This is a genomic window from Paenibacillus sp. S33 (genome assembly GCF_053615415.1).
The window spans coordinates 2,292,373-2,317,023 of sequence record NZ_JBSIEZ010000001.1 but is presented as its reverse complement, the minus strand read 5'-3'; the positions used below and the strand labels follow the sequence as shown (position 1 = coordinate 2,317,023).

General features: G+C 45.9%; 19 protein-coding genes. 4 read left to right on the top strand and 15 right to left on the bottom strand.

The features are described 5' to 3' along the window. Positions 1-6: 6 nt before the first annotated feature. Positions 7-1,110 carry a glucose-1-phosphate adenylyltransferase subunit GlgD gene (gene glgD / locus ACWGXJ_RS10995; protein WP_452566718.1) on the bottom strand — a complete coding sequence of 368 codons (1,104 nt, stop codon included), beginning with the start codon at positions 1,108-1,110 and terminating at the stop codon, positions 7-9. A 23-nt stretch (positions 1,111-1,133) separates the two neighbouring features. Beyond that, positions 1,134-2,279, bottom strand: coding sequence for a glucose-1-phosphate adenylyltransferase (locus ACWGXJ_RS10990; RefSeq protein ID WP_452566717.1), 1,146 nt, complete (start codon positions 2,277-2,279; stop codon positions 1,134-1,136). Positions 2,280-2,535: 256 nt separating this feature from the next. Here ACWGXJ_RS10990 and ACWGXJ_RS10985 point away from each other — a divergent pair, with 256 nt between their 5' ends. Further along, positions 2,536-2,673: a hypothetical protein gene (locus ACWGXJ_RS10985; RefSeq protein WP_023988334.1), complete on the top strand. Its 138-nt coding sequence runs from the start codon at positions 2,536-2,538 to the stop codon at positions 2,671-2,673. Positions 2,674-2,787: 114 nt separating this feature from the next. On the opposite strand, the gene ACWGXJ_RS10980 is transcribed toward ACWGXJ_RS10985, so the two are convergent. From ACWGXJ_RS10980 to ACWGXJ_RS10955, 6 genes are all read right to left on the bottom strand, one after another. Continuing rightward, entirely contained in the window at positions 2,788-3,600 is an 813-nt protein-coding gene (locus ACWGXJ_RS10980) for a DUF3891 family protein (RefSeq protein ID WP_452566716.1), read from the bottom strand. Positions 3,601-3,731: 131 nt separating this feature from the next. Further along, positions 3,732-4,520 (bottom strand): response regulator transcription factor, encoded by a 789-nt coding sequence (locus ACWGXJ_RS10975; RefSeq protein WP_250261542.1) that lies wholly within the window; start codon positions 4,518-4,520, stop codon positions 3,732-3,734. After that, positions 4,492-6,453 (bottom strand): sensor histidine kinase, encoded by a 1,962-nt coding sequence (locus ACWGXJ_RS10970; protein ID WP_452566715.1) that lies wholly within the window; start codon positions 6,451-6,453, stop codon positions 4,492-4,494. The genes ACWGXJ_RS10975 and ACWGXJ_RS10970 overlap by 29 nt, the downstream gene beginning before the upstream one ends. A 46-nt stretch (positions 6,454-6,499) precedes the next feature. Beyond that, entirely contained in the window at positions 6,500-8,146 is a 1,647-nt protein-coding gene (locus ACWGXJ_RS10965; RefSeq protein WP_452567891.1) for an extracellular solute-binding protein, read from the bottom strand. 26 nt (positions 8,147-8,172) lie between these two features. Beyond that, positions 8,173-9,060 carry a carbohydrate ABC transporter permease gene (locus ACWGXJ_RS10960; RefSeq protein ID WP_254351346.1) on the bottom strand — a complete coding sequence of 296 codons (888 nt, stop codon included), beginning with the start codon at positions 9,058-9,060 and terminating at the stop codon, positions 8,173-8,175. Positions 9,061-9,074: 14 nt separating this feature from the next. Further along, positions 9,075-10,037: an ABC transporter permease gene (locus tag ACWGXJ_RS10955; RefSeq protein ID WP_254351347.1), complete on the bottom strand. Its 963-nt coding sequence runs from the start codon at positions 10,035-10,037 to the stop codon at positions 9,075-9,077. 253 nt (positions 10,038-10,290) lie between these two features. Here ACWGXJ_RS10955 and ACWGXJ_RS10950 point away from each other — a divergent pair, with 253 nt between their 5' ends. After that, a complete protein-coding gene (locus ACWGXJ_RS10950) occupies positions 10,291-11,181 on the top strand; it encodes a hypothetical protein (RefSeq protein ID WP_452566714.1) in 891 nt (296 codons plus the stop codon). Positions 11,182-11,427: 246 nt separating this feature from the next. Here ACWGXJ_RS10950 and ACWGXJ_RS10945 read toward each other — a convergent pair whose 3' ends face one another. From ACWGXJ_RS10945 to ACWGXJ_RS10930, 4 genes are all read right to left on the bottom strand, one after another. Further along, a complete protein-coding gene (locus ACWGXJ_RS10945; RefSeq protein WP_452566713.1) occupies positions 11,428-12,285 on the bottom strand; it encodes a DNA-binding protein in 858 nt (285 codons plus the stop codon). A 181-nt stretch (positions 12,286-12,466) separates the two neighbouring features. Further along, the gene (locus ACWGXJ_RS10940) at positions 12,467-12,913 is read right to left on the bottom strand and encodes an acetyltransferase (RefSeq protein WP_452566712.1); all 447 of its coding nucleotides are present in this window, start codon (positions 12,911-12,913) and stop codon (positions 12,467-12,469) included. A 127-nt stretch (positions 12,914-13,040) separates the two neighbouring features. Continuing rightward, positions 13,041-14,540: a UxaA family hydrolase gene (locus ACWGXJ_RS10935; protein ID WP_430151788.1), complete on the bottom strand. Its 1,500-nt coding sequence runs from the start codon at positions 14,538-14,540 to the stop codon at positions 13,041-13,043. Positions 14,541-14,557: 17 nt separating this feature from the next. Then, complete coding sequence (locus tag ACWGXJ_RS10930; protein ID WP_069291768.1) at positions 14,558-16,051, bottom strand: tagaturonate reductase; 1,494 nt, start codon at positions 16,049-16,051, stop codon at positions 14,558-14,560. Positions 16,052-16,365: 314 nt separating this feature from the next. Here ACWGXJ_RS10930 and poxB point away from each other — a divergent pair, with 314 nt between their 5' ends. Beyond that, on the top strand, positions 16,366-18,090 hold the full coding sequence (gene poxB / locus ACWGXJ_RS10925; protein ID WP_452566711.1) for a ubiquinone-dependent pyruvate dehydrogenase: 1,725 nt from the start codon (positions 16,366-16,368) through the stop codon (positions 18,088-18,090). A gap of 99 nt (positions 18,091-18,189) precedes the next feature. On the opposite strand, the gene ACWGXJ_RS10920 is transcribed toward poxB, so the two are convergent. The 3 genes from ACWGXJ_RS10920 to uxaC all read right to left on the bottom strand — a co-directional run bounded on the left by ACWGXJ_RS10920 (position 18,190) and on the right by uxaC (position 22,378). Beyond that, a complete protein-coding gene (locus ACWGXJ_RS10920) occupies positions 18,190-19,194 on the bottom strand; it encodes a LacI family DNA-binding transcriptional regulator (protein ID WP_061830334.1) in 1,005 nt (334 codons plus the stop codon). Positions 19,195-19,281: 87 nt separating this feature from the next. Next, on the bottom strand, positions 19,282-20,682 hold the full coding sequence (locus ACWGXJ_RS10915; RefSeq protein ID WP_061830333.1) for an MFS transporter: 1,401 nt from the start codon (positions 20,680-20,682) through the stop codon (positions 19,282-19,284). A 271-nt stretch (positions 20,683-20,953) separates the two neighbouring features. Beyond that, complete coding sequence (gene uxaC / locus ACWGXJ_RS10910) at positions 20,954-22,378, bottom strand: glucuronate isomerase (protein ID WP_322171731.1); 1,425 nt, start codon at positions 22,376-22,378, stop codon at positions 20,954-20,956. A gap of 518 nt (positions 22,379-22,896) precedes the next feature. On the opposite strand from uxaC, the gene alsS reads away from it, so the two are divergent. Next, positions 22,897-24,600 (top strand): acetolactate synthase AlsS, encoded by a 1,704-nt coding sequence (gene alsS / locus ACWGXJ_RS10905; protein ID WP_452566710.1) that lies wholly within the window; start codon positions 22,897-22,899, stop codon positions 24,598-24,600. Positions 24,601-24,651: the final 51 nt, after the last annotated feature.

Below are 24,651 nucleotides of genomic sequence, written 5' to 3'. Positions count from 1 at the left end.
TATCCTTTAAATTACGCTATTCTTGGCAATGACATAGGGAACTCTAATGTCTCCAATCAGAGTTCGATCTGGTGAAAGCTGTACATCTTTATCTAAAACCACATTCTCCACAACTGCCCCTTTACGGATGACACATTTTTGCATAATAATCGAGTTGCTTACCCGCGCGCCCTCCTCCACCTGCACTCCACGGAAAAGAATACTGTTCTCGACCTTGCCCCCAATGATGCAGCCATTAGCAACAAGCGAATGATCCACCTCAGCGCTGTGCGTATAACGAGTCGGGGCTTCATACTTGATTTTGGTATGCACCGGCTGATTCTGAAACAGTGCTTGATACTGCTGCTGATCCAGTAGCTTCATGCTATTTTTATAGTAGCTCTCGATAGAATTAATGACTGCATGATAACCTTCATAACGATACGCATAAATGCGCAGCCCACTTGGGTTTTTCTGGATGGCATCGCGAAAGAAATGATTATCCTGATGGGCTATGCAATGCTTCACCTGATCCAGATACAAGCCTTTGTCCATCACGAACATTTCCAGATAAATATTATGATGATCCTGCTCCTGATGAATACCAGTCACCCGTCCGTTCTCATCAATCTCCAGTCGTGCACAAGGAGCATGCTCAGATTCGAGCTGGTCTATGGGTTTATATACGAGGGTAACATCTGCATTTTTCTCCCGATGATAACGGTATACATCGTCGATATCAACCTTATTGACATGCTGAGTTCCTGCGTGAACAAGGGTTTGCCCCGATGAGCGATGAAAAAAATCCAGATTGTTGTGCACATGCTGCAAATCTCCACGTGATGCATCCGTCGGATCATTCCAGTCCGGTGGCAAAATAAACAACCCGCCCCGTCTGCGGTCTAAATCCCAAGGCCGACCTTCACCCAGATGATCCAGCAGCGAACGGTATTTGCGGCGGATAAACAGTGCAATATCATGCACCCCTGCATGCATCATGTTGGATAAGGTAAAATCAATGAGCCGATATCGACTGGCAAAGGGAACTGCGGCCCCGCACCGGAAATAGGTCAACTCCTTCAACTGATCCAGTTCGTGATCCAGGTTGATAACTCCAATGAGTCGGCTCATAGCAGACACCGTCCTTATCCGGGTTAAATTCGTGCATGAAGCTGGCTTTCCTGATCGAACAAAATAATCTCATCAGAACTATCTTCAGGTCCGATAAACGCGTTGTCTTCAATAACGATGTTCTCATTCACGATAGCCCGGTGGATACGTACATTGCGCCCAATTTTTACGTTCGGCATGATGACAGAATCGGTAATAACGCTCCCTTCACCTACTTCGACCCCATAAAATAGTACAGAATGCCTTACTTCTCCATCCACCATACAGCCTTCATTTACAATACTGTTTTTGAGAATCGCCCGTTGGGTTATATACTGGGCCGGTTGATTGGGACTGCGGGTATAGATGCGCCAGAAAGGATCGTTCAGATCCAAAGGCGGATCCTGAACCAGAAGATCCATGTTGGACTCCCACAAGCTCTGAATGGTACCTACATCCTTCCAGTACCCGGCAAACGGGTACGCATACAGCGACCGGCCATGCTGAAGCAGCAATGGAATGATATCCTTGCCAAAATCATGTGAGGATTCAGAATCGCTTGCGCTTTCCAGTAAATAGCAACGCAACACCTCCCATTTGAACAAATAAATGCCCATGGAGGCCAATGTACTTTTCGGCTGTTCAGGCTTCTCCTCAAAGTCGTATATTTTCAGATCATCATCGGCGTTCAGTATCCCAAATCGTTGGGCTTCCTGAATCGTGACATTGATGACAGAAATGGTGCAGTCTGCTTCCTTCTCCTTGTGATAGTGGAGCATTCGACTGTAGTCCATTTTATAAATGTGATCCCCTGACAGAATGAGTACATGCTCCGGGTCATACTGATCCAAGAAATGCAGGTTTCGATAAATTGCATCCGCCGTGCCCCTGTACCAGTTGTTTCCATTTTCTTTCTCGTGCGGAGGTAAAACGAACACTCCTCCATCCAGGCGATCCAAATCCCAGTCGCTGCCTACGCCGATATAGGAATGAAGCACCAACGGCTCGTATTGGGTCAATACGCCTACGGTGTCTATACCAGAATGAGTGCAATTGCTGAGAGGGAAATCAATAATGCGGTAAGTCCCTCCAAAAAACACTGCCGGTTTGGCTAGTGTACGGGTAAGTCCTTTGAGTCTTTTGCCTTGTCCGCCGGCGAGCAGCATGGCAACCACTTCCTTCTTTCTCATAACAAAGACCTCCCTGTCATGTGCGTCTGAAGCAATTGTGCGGGATATTTGATAATATCCATTAAACATGAAAAGACAGTCGTAATCGTTTCATTGGCGAAGGAACGGGTAAGATGTGATGGAGAAGGGTAAAATCATAGTTATGCGGAACGAGTGCAAGGAATCACTAAATCGTAAAATCCCGTTCATCTTTTCACATTTTGGATACTTTTAAAGTATTCGTGTATGACAACATGATCATAAGGAGGCGTTATTCATGAAGAATAAAAAATGGGTGGTAGCAGCATTGGGAATGGGTGTTACGTATCTGATGAAAAATAAAGGGGCACGCGATAAGGTGTTGAATAAGGTACAGACCATTGTCAATCGTGCGAAAACATCTGCAAAATCGTAGAATGTTAAAGGTAGAAAAAGCGAGCCTCTCTGAATCATGGTTCAGGGAGGCTTTGCTCTGACTTTTTTCTGCGTCTACGAACAAAATATGGTTCGAGGCTGTATCCGTAGACGGTCAGGCATTCTCCTTATGTTCTTCTACTTCCATGATATGTTCAACGGTAAAGGTTCGATGCTTCCATTCGGAAGAACGGTAAGCCTCTAGGAGACCAAAGGTACGAATTTTCTCCTTGTCCACCTGCTTAAAGGTATGAGTAATCCCTACCTTTCCCCTGAAAGGAAAAAAGGAAAGACCTACAGTCTGATCCGATAGCCACTCGGCCCAAACTCGCCCGCTTTCATGTCGAACAGCCGGGAAGCTTAAACCTTCAGCAAACCATTCATAATCTGCTGTAGGCGTACCCGGCTCTCGGCTGCACAAAAACAGACTCAATTCGTCGCAAAACAACATTCTCCGTACATCGGTCCGCACTTGATGGTCGAAGGTTACGCTACATGCCAGCTCCTGTTTGAGCCTCTGCCGACGCTGTTCCTCCGCCTCCTGATAAGCATGCGTAATCTGCTTGTCCTGAGCGTTTTGATGCTCGGTCCGTCCGACTAGCTCCTTGTACATCAAGCTACACAGTAACGCCGCATACATACTTCCTTGTTCGACTTCATCAATCCCAAGACGATAGAAAACAAAACGTGGACTGAGCGGAAAATCAATAAATGTATATGGTGCAGACACATGATCATTCCAGAAAGGAGCAGCGTCTAACTGTATCCAACCCCGATCATGCTCCCTTGCTGCATATACAAAATCCTGCTTATGACGTCTATTCTTGAAGGCACTCTCTTCCCATTGTGAAGCCAACTCACCCGAAATATGGGCATGGTCATGCTGCGTCGTCATGATATAAGCTTGGTCCGTTTCATAAATAACCATATGCTCTCCCCTTCCGTTCGGCGATTCGTGTGATTGTGTACAAACTCTCTGATCGAAGGCCATGGTTATGCTTACGTTTATTATATCAGGATAAGGGTAAAAAGGCAGGCAAGTTTTCCGCCTCTTTATATCTAATTACCCTTTTGATTCTGCACTCGAAACTGCTGTGGGGTCATCCCCTCCAGCTCACGAAACACTTTGTTAAATTGCTTTGCATTGTCAAAACCCACATTAGCCGCAATTTCATAAATCTTGCCCCCTTGACACTCCAGCAGCTTTTTGGCTTCTGCAATGCGCAGCCTTTTTACATATTGAACAAAGCTAAGGCCTGTATAGGCTTTGAAAGCCTGACTAAAATACGTATAATTCAAGGATACTGAATTGGATACTACTGCCATATTTAAATCCTCGCTGTAATGAGCATGGATGTATTGGATAGCACGTGTCATGCTACCGTTTCTATCGGCGATCACACTCGCGCCAGCCAGTCTATCTTTCTCTACGCTGACAACACTATCGTCTATGAGGTGGTTCCTCTCCTTCAATTCCTCATTCAAAACTGCCAGCGCACCAAACAGCTCCTCCCTTACAATCGGCTTGAGCAAATACTCCCGTGCCCCGCAGCGAATCGCTTCGCGCGCATACTGGAACTCGTCATATCCACTGAGAATGATCACCAAAGGTCTGCGTTCCGGCTCCAGCTCGCGAATATGCTGCATCAGCATAATGCCATCCATAACAGGCATACGGATATCCGTTATCACCAACTCGGGCAAAAACTGCTTCACATGCTGCCAGGCTTCCCTTCCGTCCTTGACTAGTACACATTCATAGAGACCGGAAAATTCCCGTTCGATCATAGCTTGAAGTCCCATTCGAATATTTTTCTCGTCATCCGCAATCAACAGCTTGGTCGTCATGGTCCGCCCCCCTCATCATGTAACGTCTAGGCAAAATTAGGGTCACTGTCGTCGATTGTCCGTGGATGCTGTCCAGTCTTATGCCATACTCTTCGCCATACTGCATACTTAAACGGCGATGCACATTATACAAACCGATTCCCCCATTCATTCCGGGCTCGTGGGAATCCATATCCGTTCGCGCTAAACCAGCCATGATGGCGTTTCTTCTTTCTTCAGATATCCCCACTCCGTTATCCTGTATACGCAATTCTATGATATCCTGCTTAGAGCAGGCTTCAATCGTGATGCTGAATGGGCTTTGCAATGTACTCCAACCGTGCTTGATAGCATTTTCGACTACAGGCTGCAGCGACATTTTCAGCATCTCCAGTTCCATAAACGCCGACGATAGATGAATTTCCAATCCAATTTGGTTATCGTGGCGAATGTTCATGATGGCCACGTAATGCTGGATATGTCGGATTTCATCTCTCAACGCAACACATGACCCGGACCATTGGAGATTATAACGCATCATCGAGCCAAGGGAGGTAAGGGCATCCGACAGCGGATACTGCCGTTCTATCTCCGCCATCATTTTTAAATTTTCCAATGTATTATAGAGAAAATGGGAATCAATCTGATGCTTGAGCGCTAGCAGTTCAGCCTCCTGAGCAGCGGCCTGCTTGTGTACTGCCTCGGCAATGAGTCCGTTAATCCGACTTAGCAGACTGCGAAAATATAGAGCCAGCTCAGCCACTTCTCCCCGCCCATATACTGGAATTCTAAGCTGAAAGTCACCCTCCTGCTCTACTTTTTTCATGGATTCACGCAGTGTATGTAGCTGCTTGAGAATGAAGGCATGCAGGGTATAAGAAATGACGGACATAAACACAATCAGCATACTAATAATGAGCAGCATGGCATTGCGTTTCTGACGGAGATCACCCAGCGGACCGTCCAGCGCCACCACATTTAGCAAATAGGCGTCCAACCCTTCTATATAGCGATACATACCGAGATAAGGCTTATTCTCATAGGAAAAATCAAAAGCACCACCCGGTCCCTGAACCTGGGACTGAAACAGATGGTGCACATGGGACAGAGGGATGGAAATTGAATCTGATAGAGAGGAAGCTGTAGCTATATCGCTAGAAGACATTGGTTTTTCAGCGTTCCTTGCGCTGGAATCGCCGTCCAGAATGAACATTTGCCATGCACGATCACGTTGTGGGATTCCAAATACTCTAGGTGAAAATAGCTCCAGCCTCATGTTTGTTTCTACCAACCCTGCGTGTCTTCCTCCGGTAGACTGAATTTCACGCAGCAGTGCCATATACTGCACTGTCTCACTTTCCTGCCGGGATTGCCCCAGAAGTAAGCTTTTCGGCCCCTTGTACATTTCCCACCATATTTTCCCTTCTCGGAGTTGGGCCGTTTTCAGCCAGGAAGCCTTAGGCAATCGTGATTCTTTGAAAATCATCGGCCATATTTCATGCGCCTGGGGATTATTGGTATACAGTCGAATGTTCTCTACATTGGGATTACTGTACAGCAAGTGCTGTAAATTTGGAAACACATTCAAGTTGAATTGGACTAGCTCATCGCTGCTTATTTCACGTTCCTCGGTCAGATAACGAAGTACGTTGCGATCTGAGATCGCAAGCTGTGCGGTTCGCTCCATAATTTCCATATTGCTATGAATATGGGCCAGCTCTGTATCCAACACATACTGATTTTGTACGGTGATGTCGTGCATGGTATTCTCGTACAGTTGGTGAAAGGTATATAGCGAGAATAATACCACCGGGATTAAAATGACTCCGATATACGCGACAATGAGCTTAACTTGAAGGGAGCAACCGCCAAGCCGATCGGCCGTCCCCTTCATCCACTGCCATATAGTGCGGCGCAGCAGGCTCTTCATCTGTGAACGTGCACGGCCTGGCATGAAATCACATCCTTAGGGGTTCAATAGATTAAAGCATTGAATTAAATCATTTGGTGAACTGTTCAATTTTCTTAAGGTTTTCCTCATAGGCTTTTTGCTGATAGGCCATAACTTTGTCATATCCTGCTTTTCTGCGGTCTTCCAAAAAGCGAGCAAACAGCTGGTCGAATTCCTCATCTGAGGAAGTCAGCAGCAGCTTCGGCAATGTCTTGCCCCAAATTTTATCTATCTGGCCTGACGCAATGCCCTCTGCCGAAGTTCCAGTCGGTTTAATATTGTCATATTGGGAGAAGCCTTTCGTCTTTCCTTTCGTCCAATCCTCTGGCTGCTTATACGGCTCGACGCTGGGCGGCGCCCACTGCAAATTCATATTCGTATCCATCAGCATCCAGAAGGTGAAGGAGGCGCCATATTTTTTATCAAAAGCAGAACGATCCTTGTTCAGCAGCTCCTGTACCTCCGGCTTGAAGGCTGGCTTACCGTTAACCATGTCCCATAGCTTGCCCTGCTCCCCCAGATACAGGTCACGATTTCCTTCCTCGCTAATCAGATAAGTCAGAAATTCAATAGCTCGCTCCTTGTCTTTGACATCCTTCGAAATAAGCGTCACCGTCCAGCCGGAAATACCCGGCCCGGCCAGCGTCGGCGGGTCCAGCTTACTGTTCGAAGGTCCATCCACCGCGATATAGACGGAGTTCGGGTCCTTCGCATATAACAGTACCTGTTGAGTGGCAAAGTCAGAACGCTGGTATAGCATGGCAAAATATCGGCCCTGTGCCACCTTTTCCTCCATTTGCGGACGTTTGTCGATAAATACGTCCTTGGCGATCAGGCCCTGCTCATTTGCTTGACGGAATGTTTTGAGCCAGCGAATATACTCTTCGTCCGAACGACGATCGTATAGCTTGCCGTCCTTTTCATGAGGAATGGCTAGGAAATTGAGTAAATAGTCTTCAAAAGAATAATTTCCGTTATCTGTAAATTCGTGAAATCCTATCGGGATAAGAGGCTGACCGTTCACCTCCGGAAATTTCTCTTTCACTTTTTGAAGCGCTTTCAAAAATCCTTCTGGTGTCCTCATATCTGGTTTGCCGATCGCCTCGTACATATCCTTCCGAACCATAAACGTCTGGTTGGACACAAAATTTTGCCCGTATTTTTGATAATCCTGTGGCGAAGAAGAAGCGTTAGGATACCCGTATACATTCCCGTCCGTTTGGCGATACCAGGACATTTTCGCCGGATCAGCTATTTTAATCAGATACGGATCGTATTTCTCGGCCAGCTTGTTGAGCGGAAGCACCATCTTGCCCTCAATCATTTTTTTGACCGCGTCCTCTCCCCAACCCAGCGTGACAAAATCAGGCAGCTTGCCGGAGGCCAGCATGGTATTGAGCTTTTCATTTTCATTCCCTGCGGGTACGATAAAATTGACGCTGACCCCAGTCTTTTGCGTAACATACTTTGAGGTCATATCCGTCCCCCACTTGTTCGGGAACCAGGAAAAGTTCAAATACCAGTCAAACGTAATCGGCTCCATATCCGTCTTCCATCCTGGTACATCTGCCGTAGCCTTGGTCTTCTCGTCCTTCAATTCCGTGACAGTACCGCCTCCACCGGACGTACATGCCGCGAGCAAACCCACCAGCAGAACAGAAGCCAACAGCCCCTTCTGCCATTTGCGAATGTTCATCATAAATCTCCCCCTTGGATAATGTGCTATCCCTTAATCGAGCCGATCATCAGACCCTTGACGAAATATTTTTGCAGAAAAGGATATACCAGTACAATGGGCAGTGTCGTCACAACCATCGTCGCCAGCTTGATCGATTGCGAAGTGACGGACTGGGCAACGACCCCCGGTGCAGCAGCCATCATCTGATTAGAGCTGGATTGGGCAACAACCCGATACAAATACGTTTGAATCGGCTGAAGATCCGTATTATTAATATAGATCATTCCAGTAAAATAATCGTTCCACTGGTATACCCCATGAAACAACGCAATCGTCGCTACTACCGGCATAGATACAGGAAGCACGATCCGGCAAAAGATACCGAAATCGTTCGCACCGTCTATTTTCGCCGCCTCTTCCAATGCATCCGGCAGTTCTCGGAAAAAAGCCATAAAAATAATAAGGTCAAAAAAGCTGAACATCGCAGGAATGATGTACACCCAAAAGCTGTCCAGCAGTCTGAGATCACGAATCAGCAAATACGTTGGAATCAATCCCCCACCGAAAAACAGGGTAATGGTGCCGATCAGCATATATAGCTTGCGCCCGATCAGCTCCTTACGGGAATATGCATATGCAATCATAGCGGTAAAAAACACATGAACAATCGTGCCGATTAATGTCTTGGCAATAGTCACTCCCATCGCAGTCATAATACCGTTGTTGGCAAACACAGCCTGATAGCTGCCCAGACTGAAGACCCTCGGCCACCAGTAAATGCCGCCCCTCATCGCGTCTGCTCCTTCGTTAAAGGAGTTCACCAGCACATACCACACGGGATACAACGTCACAAAACAAATGATCAGCATGAAGACGTTGTTCACGAAATCGAATATCGCTTCGCCTGCTGTTCTGCGTTGCAATAGCTGCATGCAGCCGTCCTCCTTCAAAATAGGGATGTATTATTCACCCGCTTGGTCACCGAATTGGCAATTAGCAGCAAAATGAGAGCAAGAACCGATTTTAGCAAACCCACTGCGGTAGAATACGAGAAACGGCCCTGCTGAATGCCCACTTGATATACATAAATATCAACTACATTACTTGCACTTTCATTCAGCGAGTTACGCAGGACGAGAATTTGATCGAAGTTGGAGTTCAATATGCCGCTGACCGCCAAAATAAACAAAATGGATATTGTCCCCTTGATAGCGGGAAGTGTGACGTACCACATTTTCTGAAAGCGTCCGGCCCCGTCAATGGTGGCCGCTTCGTACATGTCCGTAGATACCCCCGCCATTGCTGCCAAATAGATAATAGCTGACCATCCAAGCTCCTTCCAGATATCCGAGCTAACGACGATAGCCCAAAAATAGCTCGGCTCTGCCAAATAACTGATCGGCTGGTCAATCCACCCCCAGGCTAGCAATAGTTGATTAATCATCCCGGTATCTGCCAGCCACGTCGTTAAGATCCCGCCAAGAATAACCCAAGATAAAAAGTGAGGAAGGTACGAAATGGTCTGAATAGATTTTTTGAACCGAATGGATCGTATTTCATTCAGGAAGAGAGCAAATACAATGGGCAACGGGAACCCAATCGCCAGCTTGAGCAAGCTAATGCCCAGTGTGTTTTTGACAATGTACCAAAAGTTATCATCCTCCAAAAAGGCCCGAAAATGCTCTAACCCCGCCCAAGGTGCGCTTGATATGGTTCCAATGATGTCAAAATGTTTGAAAGCAATTAAAATACCGTACATCGGAATGTAATGAAAAATAATCATCCAAACCACCCCAAGCAGCGCCATGGTCTGCAAATGTCTTTGTTGAACCCATTTGCGCGCTAGTGATGCCCCTCTCCCCGATCGAACCGGCGGCTGTGTCTGCAGATTCTTCCATCCTGTACTCATACGAGGACCTCCCTTCTTTGTGATGTAAGCACTTACATTTATTATTTTAGAGGCTTCTGCTTCGAATGAGTAGTACTGGATTTTTTGATTTTGGTATCTAAATTTCAGGTGGGGATCTAACTATACGCACAAGTTTTCTTCCAGCCTTTGGATATTTAAATCTATTAATTTACGAAGAAGACTATCAGATGGTACGATAAGACTATATGTGATTCCAATCATTACCTATATACCTAGATCAGGAGGATTAAGAATGGAAGAATTAGTTCGTTCGATTCAGAAACAGGTTCGAATTAAAAAGGTTGCCTGCTGGGCGGGGCTCATCATGTTTGGCCTGTGTACTTTAGTTGGCGTTGCAGCTCAGGAATGGCTTATGACGCTCTTGGCGCTCGCGATGACAATTTTATCCGTCTATGGATTAACCATGATGCGTGGTATGACAAAGTTTACTAAAGAGTATCAACCGGGAAAGGGCTACGGTTATTATCGCCGTACGGTACAACAAAAGCTGCGCTATCTAACTTGGGGACAGTGGCTAATAGGCGGCCTTATTGTCCTGATGTTCTTTATATTTAACGTCCGACTTAGCGCTTTTCTCATAGCTATTCTGGGTATCCTAACCATTCAGTTCAGTATCAAAAAACGAATTAAAAATCATCAAGAGCCCGATATCACTGAGCTGGATGAGTTTGTACGAATGGGGATTGTTTCTCCGCATGAGCAGACTATTGGGGTATACAAAGATTTTCTACACCTAAGCCATACGTTTCGGGGCAACCAAATTGTTATCGTTACAGACAAACGCCTGATTTCTGTATTTGTGGAGGAACAGGGGCGTGCGGTGAAAACGGAAATGTTGCTCTCGGGTATAAACAAAATACGCGCAATCGGTACGGGTTTTCAGGGTCAAGGTATATTGCTGTCTGTAAGTAACCGTGACCATAACGAGCTTCACATTCATATGGTCGGGAAAAGCATTTTCTTTTCTCCAGAGCAATTCATAGGCTCCTTGCTACGGGCACTAGATGCAGCGTTAAAAAGCAGATCATACAGCACGGAAGAACCATTCCCGAGCTACCAACAGACAAGAATTTCATTGCACCCCTCAGAACAAGGTTTGCTGCATAAACCTACGACAGCTTAAATAATTTTGGGACATGTACCACGTTATATATATGCGTTATGGTCGATCTTCATAATACGCCAAATAGCAAGTAAGCCCTGATCTTAATGAGCTTACTTGCTATTTGGTGTACTTCACATCATATTTTCAAATGAACTGCCTACCTGCTAAAACAACTAATTTTCTACTTTACTTCTGCCTTCTTAATGATTGGCTCCATGATAGAATACCGTGATGAGGTCATGACTTGTAACAAACACTAGCAAGCTAAACAGACTGAGCGACAGAGGGCGTGAAATCAATTTCTTCATCCTTTAACACTCCTTTTAAAATAGTTATATATTGGTCTTGCTGTGTTGCTGTAGCTTGGGACCTGAAAATTTCAAATATAGCGGTACATTTCCTAAACTCATGCTCATGTTCCATACCCAGGGTATCGGACAGCATGAGAGATTGCAAGATATAGCCCAACGCAACCGTAAACTGTTGTTGCTTGATATAATAAAGAGCCAACTGATAGCAGAAGCGAAAATAATAAGATACATTCACGGGCTCTTCAAAATATTTAAAACCTTCAATTTGTTCGGCAAATGATTCAAGCACAGCCTCTAAAGGATAGTCATATCTTGACGCTCCCTCAACGATAGAAAGAAGCCCCGGTAACAGCTCTTCCGGATTATTACGAAGAAATTGCATGTATTCCTGCAACACTTCGGCATGGCCTGACAAAATATCAAGGGCATACAAATTAGCTCTGGCAGCATAGCGGTAATATTCGACCTCTGCTTCCCCATATTGATCGAGACCATTAAACCAGCCCAATTCTGCATATTTTTCGATGCAATCGCGAGCGGCCTCATACTTGCCCTGTTTTTGGAAGGCCATGCCTTTCATAAGATGACTGTAGCCGTAGTAGTAGACTAGCGGCCGTTTGGTATGTATGGGTTGTATAGGTTTCTTGCGCGCTTTGTAGAGCTGTAATTCCTGATACTTTTGGTTGACATGGCTATACAGCCGGTCGCATAAAGCAATCATATTGGCACCATCCGCAAATGAAAAAGACAGCTTAATCATGTTAACAAGTGTGTCTAGATCTGTGATGTCGGAGTGAACAAGATCATCCACCGTTCCCGCCTCCTTATCCGACTTTTATATTCACCAAACAAAAGTAAGATCTAAATTCTAACTGAAAATAACTTAATTACGTATTTATTACGTAATTAAGTTATATCATAAATTCAAGCATATGACAAGTGCATTATGATAATATATTCCAGTTTTTAAAATACCGATGTAAGTGGATCGTTCACTTGTTCATTTCCATGTGAAGCAAAGGAAATGCCCTACCTGATCCATCCAGTGCTGATCGCCCCGTTTGTACAAAGCCGTAATGTCTGTAGAAAGCATACGCTTTCTCGTTCTGCTCATTCACGTCCACTTTGAGATGCTTCCCTTTTATTTTTTCAGCATACTGGATGAGTCGGCTGCCTATGCCCTGCCCATGCCGTTCAGGGTCAACAAACAGCATCTCTATTTTCAATCCGTCCAGCCCGATAAAACCTGTTGGTTCTTGACTTGTATTCCATTCCATCCAAACTTCAAGTTCTCTTAAAACACCATTGCGTACGATATGATGATAAAATTGAAGGTCCTCTTCCGACAAAAATGTGTGCGTCCGGCGTACAGCCCGCTGCCAAATATCAACGAGTTGATCATGATTTTCTTCACGATAAGCAACAATTTCATTTTGCACTTGTACTTCCCCCCTCATTTAAAAATCGATATTGCATGTTTTGCAGTAAGTCTAACATGCCTATTTTGAAGCATACAAACACAAAAAAGGAAGCGGAATAATTCCGCCTCCCTTACACTACAGCCTTTTACAACGTAACACCGTTTTTAAAAATAGCGAGCTCTCTGAAATTGTTTTTCTCATTGTTCACCCAGGTTCCGCTGGCTACATCGACAATGTAATCAACAAAGTTGCGGAGCGCTTCTTCCATACTGACATCCTCCACCAGTGAACCGGCGTTATAGTCGATCCAATGAGGTTTAGCTTTATACAACGGCGAGTTGGTTGAGACCTTCATCGTCGGAACAAAGGAGCCAAACGGCGTACCGCGTCCGGTTGTGAAAATGACGAGCTGGCAGCCCGCTGCGGCGAGAGCTGAAGATGCCACTAGATCGTTGCCCGGTGCGCTGAGTAGGTTGAGTCCCTTGGTCTTAAGACGCTCCCCGTACTGAATGACATCAGTGACCGTGGAAGACCCGGATTTTTGCGTACAGCCCAGTGATTTATCCTCCAGTGTCGTGATGCCCCCTGCTTTATTGCCCGGTGACGGATTTTCGTATACTGGCTGCTTGTAATCCAGAAAATATTGTTTGAAATCGTTAATCAGATGTACGATCTTATTAAATACTTGCTCATCGGCAGCGCGCTCCATTAAAATCGTCTCCGCCCCGAACATTTCAGGTACTTCTGTCAATACCGTTGTTCCACCTTGCGCGGCCATATAATCCGACAATCGTCCGAGTAGTGGGTTGGCAGTAATACCCGATAAGCCATCAGATCCACCGCATTTCAAGCCGATGTTCAGCTCAGACAAAGGTACAGGTTCCCGTCGATCTTCTTGCACGGCCGCAAAAATTTCATGAAGCAGCCTTACCCCTTCCTCTACTTCATCCGACACATCCTGGGAAAGCAAAAACTTTACCCGCTCCGAATCATATTCCCCGATGGCTTCCTTAAATTCTTTCATCTCATTGTTCTCACAGCCCAAACCCAGTACAAGTACGCCACCTGCGTTCGCATGTTTCACAGCATCGATCAAAATCGTGCGCGTATGTGCGTGATCGTCACCCAACTGAGAACAACCATAGTTATGCTTGAGCACAAGTGCATTTTCAAAAGGTGAAATATCTCCCGCTTCCTGCTTGAAACGGTTTAAAATAAGTTCAGCGATCCCGTTCACACAGCCGACCGTCGGCACAATCCACAACTCATTGCGAATCCCCACACGACCGTCCTTTCGCCGAAAACCTTGAAACGTACGACTCTCCTGTTCATATAAATGAGGAGCTGGCTTAGGCTTATAAGTGTACTCCTCCACGCCTGTCAGGTTCGTCTTCGTATTATGCGTATGCACATGCTGTCCTGCCTGAATGGGCTGAATGGCATGACCGATGGGATATCCGTATTTCAGAACATGCCCACCTTCAGCTATATCCTGCAAGGCGATTTTATGCCCACGTGCTACATCCTCGGCTAACTCCACTCGTTGTTCTTCTTGTGCTCCCCACGTCAGTGTCTCTCCCTGCTTGTAATCACGCAAGGCGACAGCCACGTTATCTTGATCATGAATTTGAATGAATTCCAGCATTCCGGTCTCCTCCTTGCTTATGCTCTGGGCACGCTGTTCCCGGTTAGAGAATCGAGCGTCTCCTTCATTCCTCTGCTTGTAATTTCATACACGTGCTGTGCCGTTTGTTCAGCCAGCCCTTCGATCTGGTTCAGGTCTTGACCCCACCATGTCTGCTGGCCGAGTACGAGCGCAGTCAATTGCTTCGCCCCGGCGAGAGTACCGTCATATCGACTCCACAGTTCACCAAACGTACCCAACACTTCCGCTTCGTCTGCCAACGCAATCGACTCACCATTTCTGTCTCCCCGATAAAATACGATCAGGGACGCCAGTGAAAATACGATTCTGACAGGCAGAGCCTTACGTTGTGCCACATACTGGAGCAAGGATGGCAAGTTCCGTGTCTTGAACTTGGACACCGAATTTAGTGCGATACTCATAACATAATGACTTACATATGGATTACGGAATCGTTCAATAACATCGTCGGCATATACATTCAATTCCGCTTCTGACGAGTCCAGCGTCGGAATAATTTCTTCTCGGATCAGCGACTGGATAAAGTTGCCCATAATCTCATGCTCGACCGCCTGCCCCACCGTGTCCAGGCCATATAAATAAGCTACAGGTGTAAGCGCCGTATGTGCTCCATTCAAAATGCGTACTTTCCGTGTACGGTAGGGTGCCATATCGTCGACAATCAGTACATTCAATCCGGCCAAATGAGCAGGTAATTCTTCTTTAAGCCATTGTGGCCCTTCAATAACCCATAAATGATACTGTTCGCCCACAACAACCAAATCGTCCTTGTAACCCAATTCTGCTTGAATTTCATGGATTCGGTCTTTGGGATAGCCAGGTACAATCCGATCGACCAAACTGTTGCAGAACGTATTCGATTCCTCCAACCATGCAATAAACTCCGCCCCAAGCTTCCATTGGTCCGCATATTTTAGTACGATTTCCTTGAGAGCGTCTCCATTACGGTCGATGAGCTCGCACGGAATGATCACCAATCCCTTGCTCTGATCGCCCCCGAAGAATTGAAAGCGCTTGTACAGAAAGGCGGCTAGCTTGCCTGGAAAGCTCTTTTGCGGACGATCTTCCAATTGATCCTCTGGTGCATAAGCGATCCCCGCTTCCGTCGTGTTCGACACGACAAAACGCAGCTCCGGCTTTTGGGATAATGCTTCATACTCCACAAAGTCCGAACCGTACGGATTAATCCCACGAGTGACGCACTCCACAACGGTATGCTCCTTCATGGCCTTCCCATCCTTAATCCCTTCAAGAATAACCGTATACAGGCCATCCTGCTCGTTAAGCTTCTCCACGAGGCCTCCTGGCTGCGGTTGTACAATCACAACTCCCGTGTTCCATTCTGCCAGCTTATTCATTTTGTCAAATTGCCAGTCTACAAAAGCACGCAGGAAGTTCCCTTCCCCGAATTGCAGCACCCTCTCGGGATGTGGTTCAGTAACGATAAAGCTTTTTCTGTTTAATTGGTCTAATTCATCTACTTGTTTCATCCGGAGTAACCTCCCACAATTACCATAATGATTTCATCGTTATTTTATCACAATGCACACGTTAACAAAATAGTTTTATCAACATTTTTAGTTTAAAAAAATAATAATGACAATAATATGAACACGTTAACATATACGTTTATATAAAAATCTGCAAGTATATCGTCCTTTTTCTGTTGTTTCGCACCTGATCTAAGACGGTTAAGGCTAACTATCACCCTATCCCGAGACCTTGTTCTTATATACATTTCAGGAGAATAGACGCAAGAAAGCACGGGCAGGATAACACTACTTACTAGGCAGGAGGAACATCTATGAAAACAATTGCAGATACTATTGTACAAGTTTTGGTCAATGCAGGGGTCAAACGGATTTATGGCATTGTTGGAGATTCTCTAAATAATATGGTTGATTCCATTCGCAGCAATGGTCAAATTGAATGGATTCATGTAAGGCACGAAGAAGTGGCTGCCTTTGCAGCCGGAGCGGATGCTGACCTTAGTGGCAGCATTGCTGTATGTGCTGGAAGCAGTGGTCCCGGAAATTTGCATCTGATTAATGGTTTATATGATTGCCACCGCAATCGGGTGCCTGTACTGGCTATTGCCGCTCATATTCCAAGCGACGAAATTGGAAGTGAATATTTTCAAGCTACACATCCTGAGCATCTTTTCGGAGAATGCAGTCACTTCTGTGAGGTCATTACGACACCGCGTCAAATTCCCAGAACGGTGACCATGGCCATTCAACAGGCAATTTCACGTTCAGGTGTTTCCGTCATTGTTCTTCCCGGTGATGTAGCAGCTTTGGAGGCGGAAAAGGTACCCGTCCCTGAACATGTCTACCATCCCACTGCACCTGTAGTGCATCCGTCAGCTTCCGAAATTTCCCGACTGGCCGAATATTTGAATAAAGGCAAACGAATTACGTTACTATGCGGCGCTGGCTGTGCACAATCTCACGACTTGCTCATGCAGCTATGCGACAAGTTAAAATCCCCCATGGTATCCGCTCTGCGAGGCAAGGAATATCTGGAGTATGACAACCCTTATTATGCTGGATTGACGGGACTGATCGGGTATTCTTCTGGGCACCATGCGATGATGGATTGTGACGTCCTGCTTATGCTCGGAACAGACTTTCCTTACAGACAATTTTACCCTGAAGATGCGATTGTCCTACAGGTAGATATAGAGCCAGCCCATCTCGGCAGACGTACTCCGTTGACGTATGGTTTATGCGGGGATGTAAAAGCCACATTGGAAATGCTGCTACCGCATTTAACGTCAGAGCATGATTCCAAGCATCTAGAGAAAACCGTCTCCCACTATACCAAGGTACGCCAGGAGTTGGATGACCTTGCCGTCGGTAAACCAGGTCATACGCCGATCCATCCGCAATATCTCGCCAAGGTCATCAGTGACGCCGCGCAGGAAAATGCTATTTTCACTTGTGATGTCGGTACTCCCACTGTATGGGCAGCGCGTTATTTGCAGATGAACGGTCAGCGTCGGCTTCTCGGCTCGTTCAACCATGGCACGATGGCAAATGCCCTGCCGCAGGCGATCGGAGCGCAGGCCACTGAGCCTGACCGACAAGTGATTGCCCTCTCAGGCGATGGCGGACTCACGATGCTGATGGGCGACCTGCTCACCCTGAAGCAGCATCAGCTGCCTATCAAAGTCATTGTTTTCAATAATGGCGCTCTCGGTTTTGTCGAGCTGGAAATGAAAGCGGCCGGATTCCTGGAAAATGGCACGGAACTGGTGAATCCTGATTTTGGTACTGTAGCGCAAGCCATGGGACTCAAGGGCATCCGGGTTGAAGATCCGACAATGCTGGAGGATGCCATTCAGCAAGCATTGGCTCATGATGGCCCTGTTGTGGTAGACGTGGTGGTGAACCGTCAAGAGCTATCCATGCCACCCAAAATTAATCTTAAACAAGCAGAAGGATTTACACTGTGGATGATGAAAGCGATGCTGAACGGACGCGGTGACGAGATTGTAGAACTAGCTAAAACCAATCTCTTTCGTTAAATACAGACGAAGCGGAGCACATTTTAACCTAAAGGAGGCAGAAACCATACATCTAGCATGGTTTCTGCCCCTTTGACCTGCCTGTTAATCAAACGAGACTCAGCGTGGTCTGCCTGCCGTTGATTTCCGCTTCATGAGCGCGGTCTCCATAAATATAAGCTCACCCTCATTGGACGGTGACTGAATTCGTTCCAGAATGCAGGCGGCTCCGCGCTCGCTAATCTGCTCAATCGGTCTTTTGACCGTTGTTAACGGTGGAGTCGTATACATTGAGAACCCGATATCGTCAAAACCAATGACAGAGATATCCTCTGGTACCTTCAAGCCATTTTCGAATACCGCATTCATTGCCCCAATAGCCATATCATCGTTAGAGCAAAATACCGCTGTCGGCGGCTCCCGCAAGGAAAGCAGTTGCTTCATTGCCTGGCTTCCGCTTTCAGTATCATAATGACCTTGCACGATATATTCATGTCGAATCGGCTTACCACTATCAATCAACGCATTCATAAAACCCTCACGGCGTTGCTGGGTAGACTTGAAGCCTTCTACCCCTTCGATGATCGCAATGCGTTCATGCCCGCTTTCAACGAGAAAGGAGACCGCTTCATAGGACCCTTCCTTATCATTAGAGATCACATTTACAATCCCCGCACCGGACACCTGCCGATTCAGTACAACAAGCGGAATACCTTGACCGAGCACATGATAAATAAAAGGGTTGTCCGCCTCGCTCTGGCTCATCAGAATGATACCATCAAAACGCTTGCGGTGAATGGCCGAAAAATCGGCGTAATCGTCAATTCCTCGCACAAACAAATTGTAATCCACCCCGATGACATGATTAACACCGCGGATGGTATCCGCAAAAAAACTGGAGCTGGTGCCTTCTGAAATACTGGTGAAAAACAGGCCAATCGTATGCGAGCGCTGGAGAACCAGGCTTTTGGCATTAAAATTTGGAATGTAATTGAGTTGCTCTGCCAACTCCATAATTTTGCGTTTCGTATCTTCTTTAATCAGCGGGCTATTATTGAGCGCCCGGGAGACGGTTGTATGGGAAACATTAGCCAATTTGGCAATGTCTTTAATGGTAGCTGCCATATACGTATCCTTTCCTTAGTGAGGCTCTAAAAAAATTATATACCCACCATACCACAGGAGCCGCCCGGAAAAGAAGACTTTCACAAATTATACGCGGTTGTCCGCATGTCGACGCTGTAACTCTTGAACCATTTCTGCATGTCTACTGTCAGTCAGCTTGTACATTTTACCGATGACCAGCATGGCCAAAGCCAGGGCAACAGCCGGATAGAGACAAAGTAATGCCTTGATCCCAAGCAGCGTTCCAGAGGACTGAACCACATTCGGAACATAGCCGATGAGCGCTAGTCCAATACCCGATAGAAAGCCAGACAAGGATTGAGCCAGCTTACGTGAAAAGTTAAATAACGAGTAAGTAATCCCTTCCTTACGCTCCCCGGATGACCATTCGCCATAATCAATGATATCGGACACGAATGCCCAGGTAACCCCGTTAGGAATACTAATACCAATGAACGAAATACTGGCCAGGATTGTGAAAATATATACATTTGAAGGCATGAAAAAGTTAATGGAGTCGGCAATGACACTAACCAGCATCCCCAGTATGGCTGTTTTTCGTTTACCGAAGCGCCGTACCAGCTTGGGCAGGAATAACACACCCAGTAGCGACGAACCGATAATAATAAAATTCATATAAGCCATTAATTCTACATGCCCCAAGTTATATTCGGCAAAATAGATCAGTAGTGCGGACTTGATATTGTACGCGGATATGGTGAAAATCGTCATCAAAACGAGTACCAGCAAAGGCTTGTTATTCGTAAAGGTATGCACGATAACGCCTATAGATAGCTTCTCTTTTGGCCCGGACTGGCTAATAATACGTTCTTTCGTTCCTCGGTAACATATGATGAAAGCGATCACACCAATGAGTGACATAATCCCCATCACAACCGGATAGCCAACATGATGGTTAGGAAACAGTAAAATAAGCGGCATGACAACGACACTGGTGACGAATAATGCGCCCAGAGATCCCGCCTGACGGAAAGATGACAATGAGGCACGCTGATGAGTATCCTGCGTAATAGCGGCACCCAGCGAGCCGTATGGAATGTTTACAATAGAGTAGCCAATTCCCCAGATCATATAGGACGCGTAAGCGTAAATGAGTTTGCCTGTGGGTGAAATATTCGGCGAAATAAAGGTAAGAATCGTAAGAATTGCAAGGATAACGCTTCCAACGATAAGAAAAGGTCTAAATTTTCCACGTGTACCGATATGTTTGCGATAATCAACAAAGGACCCGACAATGGGATCACAGACGGCGGCAAACAGCTTGCTGACCAGGAAAATGCCTGCGGCGGCTCCTGCAGAAACCCCAGCTACATCGGTAAAAAATTTCAGCAAATACAACTGCCCCAAATCAAACATGAATCCGTTTCCAAAGTCACCCATACCATAGGAAATCTTTTCCTTCAGGCTAATATGCTCGCCTGTCTTGTTGTCAGTTTGGACGCTCTCCTGCACGATAGGCACTCCCATACCTACACACTCCTCTATGTTTGTAATTATTTTCACATAATTAGTTCAGGATTTTGCAAAATTCGATTCCAGTCGCTCCGAAGTGCAAAATATAGACGAACTAAAACATTTCGATCTATATCTTGTTCATTGGAAGTCGCTTATGAGATTTTTGCAAAATCCTCAGTTGATAACTATTTTGTTTTCAATTGCTCTTACCGGGAGTTTTGAAACAAGCTCCTGGCAAGAGCTCTTTTTATGAAGTTAGTGAGTTCTCACCTAGGCAATAACTTCACTTACTATGAACAACCGTTGGGAAATTAAAATATTGCTCGGCGTTATTGTAGCAAATATTTTGTACCATTGCTCCGAGCAGTTCCAGATCCTCAGGCGCCTTACCCTCCTGAACCCACGTTCCGATTAAGTCACAAAGTATACGGCGGAAATATTCATGGCGTGTGTAGGACAGGAAGCTGCGGGAATCCGTCAGCATACCAATAAAGCGGGACAGCACCCCGTAGTTAGCCAGCAACTTCATCTGCTCCTGCATACCTTCGATGTGGTCGTTATACCACCATGCCGTGCCAAACTGGATTTTCCCTACAGTTCCACCGGATTGGAAGCAGCCCGCGAGACTTGCCAGTACTGGATAATCAACCGAATTAAGCGAATACAAAATCGTTCTCGGTAATCCTCCTGCCATCTCCTGTGCGTCCAGCAATGCCGCCAATGGACGAGCGATCGAGCCATCATTTACGGCATCGTAACCTGTATCCGGTCCCAAATGACGGAACATAGCCGTGTTGTTGTTACGCAGCGCGTGAATGTGGTATTGCATAGCCCAGCCATGTTCTGCATACTGTTTGCCAAGAAAAACCAAAACGTACGATTTATATTTCGCCTCCTCTAAAGGAGTCACATGGCCTTCCTCCAGCCCCTTGCTGAATATGGCTGCTGCTTCCTCCAGTGTCGTTTCTTCATAGACAACAGTATCGAGCGCATGATCAGATACCCGACCTCCGGCAGCATGGAAATGGCGCACCCGGCTTGCCAGCGCATTCAAAAACCCTTCCAGGCCAGAAACATCCAGTCCGCTGACTTCACCCAACCGAGCCACCCAAGGCTGGAAAGTTTCGCGATTAATTTCCAAAGCTTTGTCGGGGCGGAAGCTTGGCAGCACTGCCACTGGGAAATCGTTCAGCTTGCTGATTTGTTTGTGGTATTCGAGATGGTCCGTCGGATCATCCGTGGTGCACACCACAGTTACCTTCGAGTTCACAATCAGATCACGTGCGCCAAAGCCCTTTCCCTGCAGCTTTTGGTTTACCTTTTCCCAGATTACAGGTGCGCTCTGTTCATTCAGCAGCTCATAGACACCAAAAAAGCGTTGAAGCTCCAAATGCGTCCAATGGTACAGCGGATTGCCGATTAGTGTAGGTACGGTTTTGGCCCAAGCCAAAAACTTGTCATAATCTTCACCATCACCCGTGATCAAACGCTCCTCGACCCCATTGGCCCGCATAAGTCTCCACTTGTAATGATCTCCGTACAACCAGGCTTCCGTAATATTCTTGAACTTTTTATTTTCATAAATTTCTTGTGGACTTAAATGGCAATGATAGTCAATAATCGGCATATCCTTGGCATACTGATGATATAAGGTTTCAGCCGTTGGATTGCTCAACAAAAAGTTTTCGTCTAAAAACGTTTTGGTCATTACTTTCTCATCCCTTCTGTAATCGTGTTTCCTAACAATTTGTTAACGTTAACAAAAATGTTCGAGATACTACTTGCCTTTTAACAATTACATTCCCCATAGCAGTAGGAAATCCATATGATTTGTACAGGACAATACAACTATAATATGATACCTGTACATCATGTCATACTGGTTTGCTTCACCTTAAATTTAATGTTTACGTTAACAACAATTACATTGTAACCGCTATCCTTTGTAGAGGAAAGTGATTTTTATCATGTGAGCGGATAAAAATGATCTGCCTCCATTTGGGACAGATCTGTTCTATACCTTCTCGATGACCGACACCACAAGAAAATTCCACAATTTTAATTTTCCTTGATAGATCAAACTTTGAAAACGTTTTATATATTTTTCTCTTTTTTTCTGAAAATTTCTTTCTTGAAAATACCAGTTATTGTATTATAATTGCAATATACATCCATTGATTTACATTAAAAGTATTTCATTAGTTATTTCACAGAGAAGAAGAAGAGGTGGTAGCATTGAGTACAAAAGTGCAAGCTGTTCAAACTAAAACTATATCCGATACAAAAGGAGCCGACCTTGTTGTCGATTGCTTGATCAAGCAAGGGGTTACCCATATTTTTGGCATTCCAGGTGCCAAGATCGATTCTGTTTTTGATGTTCTTCAAGATCGGGGGCCCGAATTGATCGTATGTCGTCATGAACAAAATGCCGCCTTTATGGCAGCGGCAGTCGGTCGATTAACCGGTAAACCGGGCGTATGCATTGTTACCTCAGGTCCAGGCGCATCTAACTTGGCGACAGGACTTGTCACCGCTAATGCAGAAAGTGACCCTGTCGTCGCCATTGCGGGTGCAGTCCCAAGATCCGAACGCTTGAAACGCACGCATCAATCCATGGATAACGCCGGACTATTCGAACCCATCACCAAATACAGTGTAGAAGTAGAACATCCTGATAATGTACCGGAAGCCATTGCTAATGCATTTCGAATTGCGACCTCAGCCCAGCCTGGAGCCACATTCGTCAGCCTGCCGCAGGACGTGTTGACTTCGTCATCTGAAGTAACAGTCATTGAGAAGGTTTCTCTTCCCCAACTCGGAACCGCACCCGCCGGACTCATCAAACAAGTCGCAGAGCAAATCAAAAAAGCCAAGCTGCCCGTACTTCTTCTCGGCATGAAAGCCAGCACGCCTGAAGCCACCGCAGCTATCCGTGCTCTCATCCGAGATACAGATCTGCCTGTTGTCGAAACCTTCCAGGCCGCTGGAGCCATCTCCCGTGAACTAGAAGACCACTATTTTGGAAGAGTGGGTCTGTTCCACAATCAACCGGGTGATATGCTTCTTGGAGCGGCAGATTTGGTACTGACGATTGGCTATGATCCTATCGAATACGATCCAAAAAACTGGAACATTCCGGCAAACCGAACACTCATTCATCTGGATGACCATCAAGCCGATATTGATCATGATTATCAACCTGATTACGAGCTAATCGGAAATATAGCCCTGATTGTGGGTAGCCTTGCAGAAGAATTACCTATCTTAAAGCTACCTAAATCCTCCTGCGACCAATTGAATCGTCTGCGCCATGATCTAAACGAGCAAGCGGCTGTTCCCGCACACAAGCATGATTTTCTGATTCATCCATTGCAATTTATTCGTACACTGCGCAGCCTGATTGATGATAACGTCACAGTCACCTGTGATGTCGGCTCACACTACATTTGGATGGCACGATATTTTCGTTCGTATGAGCCGCGTCGCCTTCTATTCAGCAACGGGATGCAGACGCTAGGCGTAGCACTGCCTTGGGGGATTGCTGCTACACTCGTCAATCCCGGTCACAAAGTCGTTTCTATTTCCGGAGACGGAGGATTTCTTTTTTCATCCATGGAGCTCGAAACCGCCGTACGTCTTAACTCACCGTTGGTGCATATCGTATGGAGAGATGGTTCCTACGACATGGTCGCTTTTCAACAACAGATTAAATACGGAAGAACGTCTGGTGTAAAATTTGGAGATGTTGATGTAGTGAAATATGCTGAAAGCTTCGGCGCCACTGGATTACGCGTGCACTCTCCTGAAGAACTAGAAAGTGTATTGCAGCAGGCACTTCATACCGATGGTCCTGTGGTCGTCGATATTCCGATTGATTATCAGGATAACATCCAGTTGGGACGTAAACTGCTGCCTAACCAATTAAACTAACCTTAACCATGTCTCAGTCGTGACGGCTTTATGACAATTATGGAGTATAAC